The sequence below is a fragment of the Pseudomonas medicaginis genome, from assembly GCF_965119365.1.
Taxonomy (GTDB): Bacteria; Pseudomonadota; Gammaproteobacteria; order Pseudomonadales; family Pseudomonadaceae; genus Aquipseudomonas.
Window position 1 is genome coordinate 6,654,593 of the sequence record NZ_OZ221631.1, and the last position, 13,712, is coordinate 6,668,304.

At 55.8% G+C, this 13,712-nt stretch carries 10 protein-coding genes; 1 reads left to right on the forward strand and 9 read right to left on the reverse strand.

The genetic code is table 11. From position 1 onward, the window contains the following. Positions 1-2: 2 nt before the first annotated feature. The 5 genes from ACMTA2_RS29355 to ACMTA2_RS29375 all read right to left on the reverse strand — a co-directional run bounded on the left by ACMTA2_RS29355 (position 3) and on the right by ACMTA2_RS29375 (position 6,800). Complete coding sequence (locus ACMTA2_RS29355) at positions 3-2,009, reverse strand: integrase (protein WP_413792887.1); 2,007 nt, start codon at positions 2,007-2,009, stop codon at positions 3-5. Continuing rightward, complete coding sequence (locus ACMTA2_RS29360; RefSeq protein ID WP_413792888.1) at positions 2,002-3,516, reverse strand: site-specific integrase; 1,515 nt, start codon at positions 3,514-3,516, stop codon at positions 2,002-2,004. Before ACMTA2_RS29360 ends, ACMTA2_RS29355 begins: the two co-directional genes overlap by 8 nt. Next, positions 3,513-4,733 (reverse strand): tyrosine-type recombinase/integrase, encoded by a 1,221-nt coding sequence (locus ACMTA2_RS29365; protein WP_413792889.1) that lies wholly within the window; start codon positions 4,731-4,733, stop codon positions 3,513-3,515. Before ACMTA2_RS29365 ends, ACMTA2_RS29360 begins: the two co-directional genes overlap by 4 nt. A 144-nt stretch (positions 4,734-4,877) precedes the next feature. Next, positions 4,878-5,393 (reverse strand): single-stranded DNA-binding protein, encoded by a 516-nt coding sequence (locus tag ACMTA2_RS29370; RefSeq protein WP_024778338.1) that lies wholly within the window; start codon positions 5,391-5,393, stop codon positions 4,878-4,880. Positions 5,394-5,402: 9 nt separating this feature from the next. Then, a complete protein-coding gene (locus ACMTA2_RS29375) occupies positions 5,403-6,800 on the reverse strand; it encodes an MFS transporter (RefSeq protein WP_413792890.1) in 1,398 nt (465 codons plus the stop codon). Positions 6,801-6,979: 179 nt separating this feature from the next. Between ACMTA2_RS29375 and uvrA the strand changes: the two genes are divergently transcribed. Further along, complete coding sequence (gene uvrA, locus ACMTA2_RS29380; RefSeq protein WP_413792891.1) at positions 6,980-9,814, forward strand: excinuclease ABC subunit UvrA; 2,835 nt, start codon at positions 6,980-6,982, stop codon at positions 9,812-9,814. A 162-nt stretch (positions 9,815-9,976) separates the two neighbouring features. Here the strand turns inward: uvrA and bfr are convergent, their stop codons facing one another. The 4 genes from bfr to ACMTA2_RS29400 all read right to left on the reverse strand — a co-directional run bounded on the left by bfr (position 9,977) and on the right by ACMTA2_RS29400 (position 13,702). Beyond that, on the reverse strand, positions 9,977-10,441 hold the full coding sequence (bfr, locus tag ACMTA2_RS29385; RefSeq protein ID WP_058543338.1) for a bacterioferritin: 465 nt from the start codon (positions 10,439-10,441) through the stop codon (positions 9,977-9,979). 158 nt (positions 10,442-10,599) lie between these two features. Continuing rightward, positions 10,600-12,048, reverse strand: coding sequence for a catalase (locus tag ACMTA2_RS29390; RefSeq protein WP_413792892.1), 1,449 nt, complete (start codon positions 12,046-12,048; stop codon positions 10,600-10,602). 223 nt (positions 12,049-12,271) lie between these two features. After that, positions 12,272-12,658, reverse strand: coding sequence for a 50S ribosomal protein L17 (gene rplQ / locus ACMTA2_RS29395; RefSeq protein ID WP_003186009.1), 387 nt, complete (start codon positions 12,656-12,658; stop codon positions 12,272-12,274). 42 nt (positions 12,659-12,700) lie between these two features. Further along, the gene (locus tag ACMTA2_RS29400; protein ID WP_003186012.1) at positions 12,701-13,702 is read right to left on the reverse strand and encodes a DNA-directed RNA polymerase subunit alpha; all 1,002 of its coding nucleotides are present in this window, start codon (positions 13,700-13,702) and stop codon (positions 12,701-12,703) included. Positions 13,703-13,712 lie beyond the last annotated feature (10 nt).

The following is a 13,712-nucleotide window of genomic DNA, read 5'->3' on the forward strand; positions in this document are numbered from 1 at the left end:
TCTTAGCCTCCCAAAAGAGCGCGGAGCTCGTCCATGTCAGGCTCGGATTCCTCAGGTGAAGGAAGTTGCGGTGTAGCCGACCGAGATGCAATGGCACGTTTCAGCAGACTAAATTCTTGATCGCTGTTCAGACGAACGACCGTGCCGTCTGGAATGTCTTTCGACTCTAGGATATCGATAAGCTGATCGACTCTTTCTAGTGTTTTGATCTGGTGTTGGCTCCAACGATCAGCACCGTAGATCCCATCCTTGTTCGCGGCTTGAGCCTTGTCCAATTGCAGACGGATACCATCTCGTTGAGTCTTTAACCTTTCATACTTAACGGTTTCGCCTTTTACACAGACTTGTTCTGTGCAGTTCAAGCAATCACGGTATTTCTGACATGGCACCATCGAATAATCATGAACACAGAACCCGTAAGGCGTAACATGAGCGATACCCTCACCTACCGCTTCAAGATCGGCATATGTAACAGGGATATTTTGCTGAATCTTCCCAAGAGCGACACCTACACCCGCCTCCCTCGCCATTGCTACATGCTCGTCGTCAGTCATATGATTGTAAGTGGCATTCTGATGAATATTTGCCCTCCCAGACCACTTCGCAATGTCCATTTGTCCAAGATCGCCACGATTGGCAAGTGTGTTTAGATAATGTCTGATCTGGTGCGCGCCCATTGAGATAGGGGTGCCATCCAAGTTTTTGTAGCCATTACGCTCCCAAACGCTTCGCTCTTGACCATCAATAAAGTTGATATCTGTCGTGAAAGTACTTTTACCTGGTGTCCAGAGTATGATTGGCCTAGGAGGAAAATCCATACGCAGTTCATTTTGGCGGAAGCAACATAATGCCTCGGAAAATTTAATGTGCCGCTCTTTATTCATCCACGGCCATCCTTTTGGCAATTTGCTGCGGATGAACAAATTAAGAAAAGCCAACGTTACATTGCCTTTTTTTGCATACACCTCCTCGTAAGGTTTGTATCCACGGAGCCCGCTTCGGAGCGCATCTCTGGCGTTGATCCCTGGAGTTAGACCCAGTGCTTGGCAGGCTTGCTCATTGCTTAATTCCTGGTTCTCACCAACATCCGGACAATCCTCATGGCGGTAAAACTTATCCGGGTGATCTTCCAGCCATTTTGCAAGAGCGCGGCCTGGCTCGGACAATTCAGTGAGGCGACGCACGGCTTCTCGAGCAACGGCCTTGAGCACCGTAGGTATCCATTTGATATCCGACTCATATCCCTTTCCCGCGAAAAATCTCAACCCCAAACGCTCTACGCCCTTCGTATCAGTGTCCCAATGTAAGCAATTGACAGGAAGATCTTGAACCTCAGTAATACGGGATGGAGCACAAAGACAGAGAGCAAAAATAGATGTAGTAAATCGATCTCTCGAGCCCTGCGGATCGTTGAAAAACATCTCAGCAATGGCCTCAAGAGATCCAGCAGGTGGCATCTTATCGTCGCGATTCTTCTTTGAAACTAAATCCGTCCCGATATTTTCTTTTGGTTTTTTAACAGGGTTCTTCCACACAAGAGGTGCTGGAATTATTCCACTTTCACTCAGAAAACCAACAAGCTTTACTAAACTTATACCAGCTTGGTAGCCGCTAGCGCCGTAAGAAGTTGCAACCCTACCAGCCTCATCAAGAACGCTAATATCTGTCAGCGTTATATCCGCCTTACCCTTGATTGTAAGAAGCGCAGACTCAACACAACGAATAGCTTTAAACTCGTTCTTTAGCTTATTGGGGTTATGCCCTTGCTGATAACGAACATACGCCTTGGCAAAAGACATAATTCCTTGATCCAGCAATTGCTCAGCTGTGTATCCGCGAGACGACGCACCCTTTTTTGTGAAATTACCAACCGCAGGCCAAGCACTATTATACCAATCAAGCTCTTTCCCAAAGACTGTAAGCCTATCCCGGCACATGATAATAAATTGCTCGAGATTCTGCCGACAATCGAGCTGAGCCTTGGGGGTAAATAGGAAAATGTCAGACATCAGTTATCTCACTTTTTTTAGCCTTGCAGCGAGCTACAACGTCGCTTACAGCCAAAATAAGTCTGTCGTTGACAGACGCAATTTTCAAGTCGCCAGTATCTTCATATACATCGTCACGCTCACTGATGAGTTGATCGAGTACATACTCATGAGGCCCATCCAGCCATGGCTGAAAATGAGTGCAGGTGTAACAGGCTACTGGAGCCAAGGCGCCACAGAACCCATAGCTCCCACAGTTTCCAACATTGCCACCACCACTACGAATTCTGCTCTCTGGCTCTCCCCCCCTGCGAGCCGTCTTCTCGCTTACAACCAATACTCCTTGAAACGCTTGGGCAATTGGGGCTAATTGCAACGCAAGCGCTTTATCAAGCCGCTCAACGATCTCGGGAACATTCCTAACGTAGACACCCGCGTTTTGGTTATCTGAGTGATCTAGCCCCTCAGCGACTACGTATTCACCTTTGCCCTCTCTGGCCAAATTTGTACCCAGCGTGTATCTAAATCTAGTCGGGTTAAGATGGATACGAAGCCCTGTACGCTCACTGATCATCTTTATATTAGTTTCTAGGCGCACCATGGCATCCAACACGGAAGACGAGGCAGCGTGCAAAATATCACCATCGAGCTGACTCTCTAAATTGGTAGCGGGATCAAACTGATCTACCGCAGGGAATAACGGCAACTCTGGAATCGAGCTAACAGGCACATCTGCCCCTATCACACCTGCAAAGAACTTGATAACAGCCGCTGACTGTTGCTGAAGTAGCATCCACAGGTCTTCAACAATAGGAAACCTCTTAAAAACAGAACGAAAGCTGGTGCCTCTTTGCTTACCCCTAGGAAAATTTATAAAATATTTATCCTGCACGATCAGAATATCTTTGATCCTCAGCGAAGTTATTTGACTAGGTCTACGCCCTGTCATAGCTAAAATCATGGCGTAGCAGGTGTCACTTAATGTCAGGCGCCCCTCAGCATACCCCGTCAAGACACCGCCAATTACTGTCTCCATCTCTATATCAGTCAGAGGCCCACTGTCCGGACACATAGACTGCACTGCATACCCTTTCTCGTTGCCTTTAATCCTCCATTTAGCCAAAAGAGCTAAGGTTTCAGCCGGGATACCGGTATACCCCAAATCTGCCCACTTTCGGATCATTCCACGAAGTGTCCCTAAGTACCAGTCAGTTTGCCTATCTAATTGAGACCGGTACGAAATCATTGACTCAACACTAAATGGTGGTTGGCCCGATGTATTTAGAAGGTAGTGCCTGCACCGTTCATAGAGATTCTTAACATGAGAGGGCGCGTGAGATTGCGCATAAAAAGCAAGCACGCGCTGAAATGAGGTATATAGCTCAGTCCCTAAGGCAGAAGTAAGCGTTGAAACTGGGATATCGATATCGCGATTTAGCTTCCAGCGCGGAGTATCAAATACAACCAAGTAACCGTCTTTAGAGTAAAACTCCCCCGGCTTATAATCTTCGGCCAAACCCAACTTCATTGTTGACTCCCTTTATCTTCCTTCGTTAGATACTTATTCTGCATTCCCAAAACGGCGTTGCCCGCTTCTTCTTTGATGTGACGTCGGTTGTACGTCGCCGCAGTACCTGAGGTTTCGCTCCAGCCCATGAGATAGGAGCGAAGCTTAGCTTCACGCTCAGGCGAAATTCCCGAAGCATCACCTCTAATCGAAAAAGAGTAATTCCAGTGATGACGGAGGGCATGCGCGTGAATACCGGAGAACTCAGCAGCAACCTTCGATATCTCACCGATAAATTTACCGAATGCTGCGTTGGATAGCGGACTGCCTTTTGTCTTGCCCGCATGGCTGATAAAGAGGTAGCCGTGCCGTTGAGCCGCAGGTAATTTCCTACGGTGCTTAAGGATGTATTCGTGTACTTGGTGCATCAACTCAGGCATGAGTGGGATAGTACGCTGACGTGTCTTTGCGACAGGCTGGTACGCTCTAGAGTCCGATTCAGAATCGGGCCGCCTCACAATACGCATCGTGTTTTTGCCGAAATCGAAATCCTCAATTTTCAAATTCAATAATTCGCCACGCCTTACCCCTGCGAGACGAAGGATCGTAAACATCAGAGCATTACGCATCTGCAAACCAATGTCTGTTGTCGAATAAGCTCCGACGCCAGGCTTCAAAGCCTCCTCAATCGCGTCGAGCACCTCGTCGTCAAGATATTCTTCATCACGATCAATATTTGACTTACTAGAGATTTTCGGACGATTAGCCTTGATCCGAGCCACCATCGAAGCCGTGGCAGAGCTGCTGATATTTGATACTGGTTGCAGCCGGCCCGCTAGAAAACCCAAGTATTCAGCAGCTATGGTCATCCGGTTGTACTGGCTTTTAGTGCTAACCGTTTTCGGTCTGCGCTTTATCGAAGCAATTTTGCCCGCACGGCGTCCTGCTGTTGCTAATGGTTCCTGCATGAAGTCTCGTAGCGAGTGCACCTCGTGATCGAGAAGGAGCTCGCTTCGCTTAAACCGCGACTCTAAGTCAATGTGAGAGTAGTCCTGCCAAGCTTGAAGAACCTTAATTGCAGTAAGGGCAGCCCTTATCGTATTCACAGCTAGCGATGCCCCTCTCAGGATGGCAGTCACATACAGCGCTGGGTAATAAGGAGGCATACCCGTCTCATCCACCAGGATGGCGAATCGCTCCCCGTTGTCCGACTGAAAACTGCGAATCGAAAGTGGCATGTGGAACCTCGAATTCTTTACGTAAATTCAAGGTATGAGACGAATAATTTATCGTCAACTATTTTTTTACAGGCTCAAAACGACGAAACCCCCGCAAGGCGGGGGTTTCAGCGAGAAACTTTACAAAAAAGTCTCCGGTAACCGCTAAAAAGGAATATCGTCATCGAAGCTGTCGAAATCCGGAGCCGGTTGCGGCGCGGCCTGTTGTGGGGCCGGGCGTTCACGTTGTGGCTGTGGCGCCGACTGCGGACGCGGGGCCTGCTGACGCGGAGCCGACTGCTGGTAGTTGTTGCCACCTTGTTGCTGGTCGCCCTGCGGACGGCCACCCAGCAACTGCATGGTGCCTTGCATGTCGACCACGATTTCGGTGGTGTAGCGCTTGATACCGTCTTTTTCCCACTCGCGGGTCTGCAGCTTGCCTTCGATGTACACCTGCGAACCCTTGCGCAGGTATTCGCCGGCGATCTCGGCCACCTTGCCAAACATCGACACGCGGTGCCATTCGGTCTTCTCGACCTTCTGGCCGGTCTGCTTGTCGGTCCACTGTTCGCTGGTCGCCAGACTCAGGTTGGTCACGGCGTTACCGTTCGGCAGGTAGCGAACTTCGGGATCCTGGCCGCAAGTACCGACCAATATGACTTTGTTAACCCCACGGGCCATAACGTTCTCCTAGGCTTCGCACGTGGTCGGGGCCGGGTTGTTCACCAGGCGCTCGAGCGTCGCGCGATCCAATAATTCGGTGTCCAGTTTGATATACACGGCCGCCTCGTCGGCGACCACCACTGCATCGGTTACTCCAACGACGGCCTTCAGACGCTCGGTCAGGCCAGCCTCACGAATCGCCTCGGGCGATAAGGGCAAGCGCAGGCTCGTCACATAGGGAGGTTCGCGCATGGTAACAGCAAAGACTAACCAAAGTGCAGCCAGCGCGGCACATCCCAGGAACACAACCGACAAACCGCCATGCTGGAACAGCCAGCCTCCGAGGATACCGCCCAACGCCGAACCCAGGAACTGGCTGGTGGAATAGACCCCCATCGCCGTGCCCTTGCCGCCCGCCGGGGAGACCTTGCTGATCAGCGACGGCAGCGAGGCTTCCAGCAGATTGAACGCGGTGAAGAACACCACCGTACCGATCACCAGGGCCCGCAAGCTATCGCCGAACTGCCAGAAGAATAGCTCAGTGAGCATCAGCGTCACGACGGCGCCGAGCAAAACTCGTTTCATTTTGCGTCGTTTTTCGCCATAGATAATGAAGGGAATCATGGCGAAGAACGAAATCAGCAGCGCGGTCAGGTAGACCCACCAGTGCTCTTCCTTGGGCAGGCCGGCCTTCTCGACCAGCGCCAGCGGCAAGGCTACGAAACTGGACATCAGCATGGCATGGAGCACGAAAATACCCAGGTCCAGGCGCAACAGGTCCGGGTGCTTGAGCGTCGGGATCAATGCCTGGCGCGCCACCCCGGACTCCCGGTGCTGCAACGGCCCGGTGGCCCGCGGCACCATGAACGCCACGATCAGGATCCCCACCAGGGCCATGGCACCGGTCGCCAGGAACAGGCCCGACAAGCCAAAGGCACGGGTCAGCAAGGGACCGACCACCATGGCCACGGCGAACGACAGACCGATGGTCATGCCGATCATGGCCATGGCCTTGGTCCGATGCTGTTCGCGGGTCAAATCTGACAGCAGCGCCATGACGGCCGCGGAAATAGCCCCGGCGCCCTGTAGGATGCGTCCGGCGATCACGCCCCAGATCGAGTCGGCATTGGCAGCCAGCACGCTGCCGAGGGCGAAGACGATCAGCCCCAGGTAGATGACCGGACGTCGGCCGATGCGGTCGGAAATGATCCCGAACGGGATCTGGAAGATCGCCTGGGTCAGGCCATAGGCACCAATCGCCAAGCCGATGAGGGCCGGGGTCGCGCCCGCCAGGTCCATGCCATAGGTCGCCAGCACCGGCAACACCATGAACATGCCCAGCATACGAAAGGCGAACACCAGGGCCAGACCGCTTGCTGCGCGTGTCTCGCCACGACTCATGCGTTCGCTGTGGGGATCTTGCATGGAAAAACCTCATGTGAACCGGCGGCGATTCTACCAGTCCCATCGATTGAGAGGGTATATGGCGACCGTTTGCCGCGCAGTCTTCATGTATGGCTGCAATCGCGTCTCCAATAGTGTGCATCCATCCAGTATTTGCCCGTATACTCCTACGTTTTCGACGCCCGCCGAGCGAGGCCACTTTGGACAAGATCCTGATTCGTGGGGCCCGTACCCACAACCTGAAGAACATCGACCTGACCCTGCCACGGGACAAGCTGATCGTCATCACCGGCCTGTCCGGATCCGGTAAATCATCCCTGGCCTTCGACACGTTGTACGCCGAAGGCCAGCGACGCTATGTCGAATCGCTGTCGGCCTACGCCCGGCAGTTTTTGTCGATGATGGAAAAACCCGACGTCGACACCATCGAAGGCTTGTCGCCGGCGATTTCCATCGAACAGAAGTCCACCTCCCATAACCCCCGGTCGACGGTCGGCACCATCACCGAGATCTACGACTACCTGCGCCTGCTTTACGCGCGGGTGGGTATTCCCCGCTGCCCCGACCACGACATTCCCCTGGAAGCCCAGACCGTCAGCCAGATGGTCGACCTCGTGCTGGCCCAGCCGGAAGGCAGCAAGCTGATGCTGCTGGCGCCGGTGATTCGCGAGCGCAAGGGCGAACACCTGATGGTCTTCGAAGAACTGCGCGCCCAGGGCTTCGTCCGGGCCCGGGTCAATGGCAAGCTGTGCGAGCTGGACGAACTGCCGAAGCTGGATAAACAGAAGAAGCATTCGATCGACGTGGTGGTCGACCGCTTCAAGGTCCGCCCCGACTTGCAACAGCGCCTGGCCGAGTCCTTCGAGACCGCGCTGAAGCTGGCCGACGGCATCGCCCTGGTCGCACCGATGGACGACGAGCCTGGCGAGGAAATCATTTTCTCCGCGCGCTTCGCCTGCCCGATCTGCGGCCATGCCATCAGCGAGCTGGAACCCAAGCTGTTCTCCTTCAACAACCCGGCGGGCGCCTGCCCGACGTGCGACGGCCTGGGGGTCAAGCAGTTCTTCGACACCAAGCGACTGGTCAATGGCGAGCTGACCCTGGCCGAAGGGGCGATTCGCGGCTGGGACAGGCGCAACGTCTATTACTTCCAGATGCTCGGTTCGCTGGCAGCCCATTACAAGTTCAGCCTGGACAAGCCGTTCAGCGAATTGCCCGCCGACCAGCAGAAGTTCATCCTGCACGGCAGTGGCTCGCAGAATGTCGACTTCAAATACCTCAACGACCGCGGCGATATCGTCAAGCGCTCCCACCCGTTCGAAGGCATCGTGCCGAACCTGGAGCGACGCTACCGCGAGACCGAATCGGCCAGCGTGCGTGAAGAGCTGGCCAAGTTCCTCAGCACCCAGCCTTGCCCCGATTGCCGCGGTACTCGCTTGCGCCGCGAGGCGCGGCATGTCTGGGTCGGCGAGAAGACGTTGCCGGCGGTGACCAGCCTGCCGATTGGCGACGCGACCGACTACTTCGGCGGCTTGAAGCTCACCGGTCGTCGCGGCGAAATCGCCGACAAGATCCTCAAGGAAATCCGCGAACGCCTGCAGTTCCTGGTGAACGTCGGCCTGGACTACCTGACCCTCGATCGCAGCGCAGACACCTTGTCCGGTGGCGAAGCCCAGCGTATCCGCCTCGCCAGCCAGATCGGCGCCGGCCTGGTGGGGGTGATGTACATCCTCGACGAGCCGTCCATCGGCCTGCACCAGCGCGATAACGACCGGCTGCTCGGGACCCTGAAGCACCTGCGGGACATCGGCAACACGGTGATCGTGGTCGAGCACGACGAAGACGCCATCCGCCTGGCCGACTACGTGGTGGACATCGGCCCGGGCGCGGGTGTGCATGGCGGGCACATCGTCGCCCAGGGCACGGCCGCCGAAGTCATGGCGCACCCTGACTCGCTGACGGGCAAATACCTGTCGGGCCGGGTCAAGATCAAGGTCCCGGCCAAGCGCACGCCGCGCAACAAGAAGCTGGCGCTGACCCTCAAGGGGGCTCGCGGCAATAACCTGCGCAACGTCGACCTGGAAATCCCCATTGGCCTGCTGACCTGCGTCACCGGCGTGTCCGGCTCCGGCAAGTCGACGCTGATCAACAACACCCTGTTTCCCCTCAGCGCCACGGCCCTGAACGGCGCGACCACCCTGGAAGCGGCCGCCCACGACAGCATCAAGGGCCTGGAGCACCTGGACAAGGTGGTCGACATCGACCAGAGCCCGATTGGCCGCACACCGCGCTCCAACCCGGCGACCTATACCGGGTTGTTCACACCGATCCGCGAGCTGTTCGCCGGCGTGCCGGAGTCCCGCTCACGGGGTTATGGCCCAGGGCGTTTCTCGTTCAACGTCAAGGGCGGGCGCTGCGAGGCCTGCCAGGGCGACGGCCTGATCAAGGTGGAAATGCACTTCCTGCCCGACATCTACGTGCCGTGCGATGTGTGCAAGAGCAAGCGCTACAACCGCGAAACCCTGGAAATCAAATACAAGGGCAAGAACATCCACGAAACCCTCGAGATGACCATCGAAGAGGCCCGGGCGTTCTTCGACGCGGTGCCGGCCCTGGCGCGCAAGCTACAGACGCTGATGGATGTCGGCCTGTCGTACATCAAGCTGGGGCAGTCGGCAACGACGCTGTCCGGTGGTGAGGCCCAGCGGGTCAAGCTGTCCCGCGAACTGTCCAAGCGCGACACCGGCAAGACCCTGTATATCCTCGACGAGCCGACCACCGGCCTGCACTTCGCCGATATCCAGCAATTGCTCGACGTGCTGCACCGCCTTCGCGACCATGGCAACACCGTGGTGGTGATCGAACACAACCTGGACGTGATCAAGACCGCTGACTGGCTGGTGGACCTGGGGCCGGAAGGCGGTTCCAAGGGCGGTCAGATCATCGCCGTGGGTACCCCTGAACAAGTGGCCGAGATGAAGCAATCCCACACCGGCTACTACCTAAAGCCCTTGCTGGAACGTGATCGGGACTGATTTCACCCGAACACGAAAAAGCCCCTGTCATTTCATCAGTGACAGGGGCTTTTTGTTGTTTCCCTGTGGGAGCGAGCTTGCTCGCGATAGCGGTGGATCAGCCAGCACAAACGTGACTGATATACCGCTATCGCGAGCAAGCTCGCTCCCACAATAAATACATCAGAACTGCGATTGCAGGTAGTTCTCCAACCCGACCAGCTTGATCAGCCCCAACTGCTTCTCCAGCCAGTAGGTGTGATCTTCTTCGGTGTCGTTGAGCTGGATCCGCAGAATCTCCCGGGTCACGTAGTCGTTGTGCTGCTCGCAGAGTTCGATGCCTTTGCACAGCGCGGCGCGGACTTTGTATTCCAGGCGCAGGTCGGCGGCGAGCATGTCGGGTACCGTCGTCCCGACGTCCAGGTCATCGGCACGCATGCGTGGCGTCCCTTCGAGCATCAGGATCCGCCGCATCAGCGCATCGGCGTGCTGGGTCTCTTCTTCCATCTCGTGGTTGATACGTTCGTAGAGCTCGGTAAAACCCCAATCCTCGTACATCCGCGAATGGATGAAATATTGATCACGGGCTGCCAGCTCGCCGGTCAGCAACGTGTTGAGGTAATCGATTACGTCTGGGTGACCTTGCATCGCCCTACATCTCCACAAGCTTCTAAAGGTTGTAGTTTGAACCAAGCTGACCGCAAGGTCACTGCCCTGATGCAACAAAAGCGAAGAAAATCCGAGAAAACCAGGCTAAATAACGCAAAAACCGCCCTAATGAGGGCGGTTCTGCTTCTCGTTTAGACTTAGTTAAGCGCTACACCCAAGGCTTTTGCGATGCCTTCCCCGTAGGCGGTATCCGCCTTGTAGAAGTGCTGCAACTGGCGATCGACCACATCTGCCGACACCCCGCCCATGGCACCCGCGATGTTGCGGATCAACAGCGCTTTCTGCTCATCGTTCATCAAGCGGAACAACGCACCGGCGTGGCTGTAGTAATCGGTATCCTCGCGATGATCGTATCGATCCGCCGCGCCGCTGAGGGCCAGTGCCGGCTCCGCATAACGAGGGGCCTGCTTCGGCGCCTCCACATAGCTATTAGGCTCGTAGTTCGGTGCCGCCCCACCATTGTTGCCAAACGCCATGGCGCCGTCACGCTGGTAGGTGTTGACCGGACTGCGTGGCGCATTCACCGGCAATTGCTGGTGATTGGTGCCCACACGGTAGCGGTGCGCATCGGCGTAGGCGAATACACGGCCCTGCAGCATGCGATCCGGCGAGAGCCCCACCCCGGGCACCATGTTGCTCGGACCAAACGCCGCCTGCTCGACTTCAGCGAAGTAGTTGAGCGGGTTGCGGTTGAGCTCGAGCACGCCCACTTCGATCAACGGGAACTCTTTCTGCGACCAGGTCTTGGTCACGTCGAACGGGTTCTCATAATGAGCCGCCGCCTGGGCCTCGCTCATGATCTGGATACAGACGCGCCATTTCGGGAAGTCACCGCGCTCGATGGCCTCGAACAAGTCACGCTGAGCGTAATCCGGGTCGGTACCTGCCAGGCGTGCCGCTTCCGCTGGCGCGAGGTTCTTGATGCCTTGCATGGTCTTGTAGTGCCACTTCACCCAGTGCCGCTCCCCCTGTGCGTTGATCAGGCTGTAGGTGTGGCTGCCGAAGCCGTGCATGTGGCGGTAGCCGTCCGGGATACCGCGGTCGGAAAACAGGATGGTGACCTGATGCAGCGCCTCAGGCGAATGCGACCAGAAATCCCACATCGCTTGGGCACTTTTCAGGTTGCTTTGCGGCAGACGTTTCTGGGTGTGGATGAAATCTGGAAACTTCAACGGATCACGAATGAAGAATACTGGCGTGTTGTTGCCGACGATGTCCCAGTTACCTTCTTCGGTGTAGAACTTCAAGGCAAAACCGCGCGGATCGCGTTCAGTGTCGGCCGAACCACGCTCGCCCCCCACGGTGGAAAACCGCAGGAAGGTGGGGGTTTGCTTGCCGATCGACTCGAACAACTTGGCGCTGGTGTATCGGGTAATGTCTTGGGTGACGGTAAAGGTGCCGTAAGCGCCCGACCCTTTGGCGTGCACGCGACGCTCGGGAATGTTCTCGCGGTTGAAGTGAGCGAGCTTTTCGATCAGGTGAAAATCGTCGAGCAGCAGGGGGCCTCGCGGGCCGGCGGAGCGAGAGTTCTGGTTATCGGCGACTGGAGCGCCGCTGGCGGTCGTAAGCGTTTTGGTCTGGCTCATGCTCAATCTTCCTGGGTCGGTCTTCGAACTGCCGGCTAATCGGCTGGAAAGGAGTATTGATCATGTTAATGACAGTATCCAAATTCATTAAATCATGGGCGTCGATAGTCTTTATCTAATATTGAAGATTTGCCGATAGCCAGGCCAGGCGAAACAGCCCTGGCACTTTTCCATCAGGCACAAAAAACCGGGCACAAGGCCCGGTTTTTTGTATGTTGCCGACTTACTCAGCGGATACAGCTTCACCGCTGGTAGCACGATCAACCAACTCGACGTACGCCATAGGCGCGTTGTCGCCAGCGCGGAAACCGCACTTGAGGATGCGCAGGTAGCCACCCTCACGGGTAGCGTAACGCTTGCCCAGGTCGTTGAAGAGCTTACCAACGATAGCTTTCGAACGAGTACGGTCGAAAGCCAGACGGCGGTTAGCCAGGCTATCTGTCTTGGCCAGAGTGATCAGCGGCTCAGCAACGCGACGCAGTTCTTTGGCTTTCGGCAGTGTAGTTTTGATCAGCTCGTGCTCGAACAGCGACACCGCCATGTTTTGGAACATGGCCTTGCGGTGCGAGCTGGTGCGGCTCAGGTGACGACCACTTTTACGATGACGCATGGTTCATTCCTTACCAAACACAACGTTCGGTGATTACGACGATCAGGCAGTCGCCTTGTCGTCCTTCTTAAGACTTGCAGGCGGCCAGTTGTCGAGGCGCATGCCGAGGGACAGACCGCGGGAGGCCAGAACGTCCTTGATTTCAGTCAAGGATTTCTTGCCCAGGTTCGGAGTCTTCAACAGCTCTACTTCGGTACGCTGAATCAGGTCGCCGATGTAGTAGATGTTTTCCGCCTTAAGGCAGTTAGCCGAACGTACAGTCAGTTCCAGATCGTCAACCGGGCGAAGCAGGATCGGATCGATCTCGTCTTCCTGCTCGACAACCACTGGCTCACTGTCACCCTTGAGGTCCACGAACGCAGCCAACTGCTGTTGCAGGATGGTTGCAGCACGGCGGATAGCCTCTTCAGGATCCAGGGTACCGTTGGTTTCCAGATCAATAACCAGCTTGTCCAGGTTGGTACGCTGTTCGACACGGGCGTTTTCCACCACGTATGCGATACGGCGAACCGGGCTGAACGAAGAGTCAAGCTGCAAGCGACCGATGCTGCGGCTTTCGTCTTCATCGCTCTGACGCGAGTCTGCCGGTTCATAACCACGACCACGAGCTACGGTGAGCTTCATGTTCAGGGCGCCGTTAGACGCCAGGTTAGCGATTACGTGATCGGGGTTAACGATCTCGACATCATGATCCAGCTGAATATCGGCAGCGGTAACCACCCCCGAACCCTTCTTCGACAAGGTCAGCGTAACTTCGTCACGACCGTGCAGCTTGATAGCCAGACCTTTAAGGTTCAACAGGATTTCAATTACATCTTCCTGTACACCTTCGATGGCGCTGTACTCGTGGAGCACACCGTCAATCTCGGCCTCGACTACTGCACAGCCGGGCATTGAGGACAACAGGATGCGGCGCAGCGCGTTGCCCAGGGTGTGGCCGAAACCACGCTCGAGAGGCTCGAGTGTGATCTTGGCGCGGGTTGGACTGACAACCTGCACATCAATATGGCGGGGTGTCAGGAACTCATTTACCGAAATCTGCATGGATGCACCT

Excerpts from the sequence above, each read along its gene's own strand:
- ACMTA2_RS29355 (WP_413792887.1), bottom strand. The coding sequence starts at position 2,009 with ATGTCTGACATTTTCCTATTTACCCCCAAGGCTCAGCTCGATTGTCGG.
- ACMTA2_RS29360 (WP_413792888.1), bottom strand. The coding sequence starts at position 3,516 with ATGAAGTTGGGTTTGGCCGAAGATTATAAGCCGGGGGAGTTTTACTCT.
- ACMTA2_RS29365 (WP_413792889.1), bottom strand. The coding sequence starts at position 4,733 with ATGCCACTTTCGATTCGCAGTTTTCAGTCGGACAACGGGGAGCGATTC.
- ACMTA2_RS29370 (WP_024778338.1), bottom strand. The coding sequence starts at position 5,393 with ATGGCCCGTGGGGTTAACAAAGTCATATTGGTCGGTACTTGCGGCCAG.
- ACMTA2_RS29375 (WP_413792890.1), bottom strand. The coding sequence starts at position 6,800 with ATGCAAGATCCCCACAGCGAACGCATGAGTCGTGGCGAGACACGCGCA.
- bfr (WP_058543338.1), bottom strand. The coding sequence starts at position 10,441 with ATGCAAGGTCACCCAGACGTAATCGATTACCTCAACACGTTGCTGACC.
- ACMTA2_RS29390 (WP_413792892.1), bottom strand. The coding sequence starts at position 12,048 with ATGAGCCAGACCAAAACGCTTACGACCGCCAGCGGCGCTCCAGTCGCC.
- rplQ (WP_003186009.1), bottom strand. The coding sequence starts at position 12,658 with ATGCGTCATCGTAAAAGTGGTCGTCACCTGAGCCGCACCAGCTCGCAC.
- ACMTA2_RS29400 (WP_003186012.1), bottom strand. The coding sequence starts at position 13,702 with ATGCAGATTTCGGTAAATGAGTTCCTGACACCCCGCCATATTGATGTG.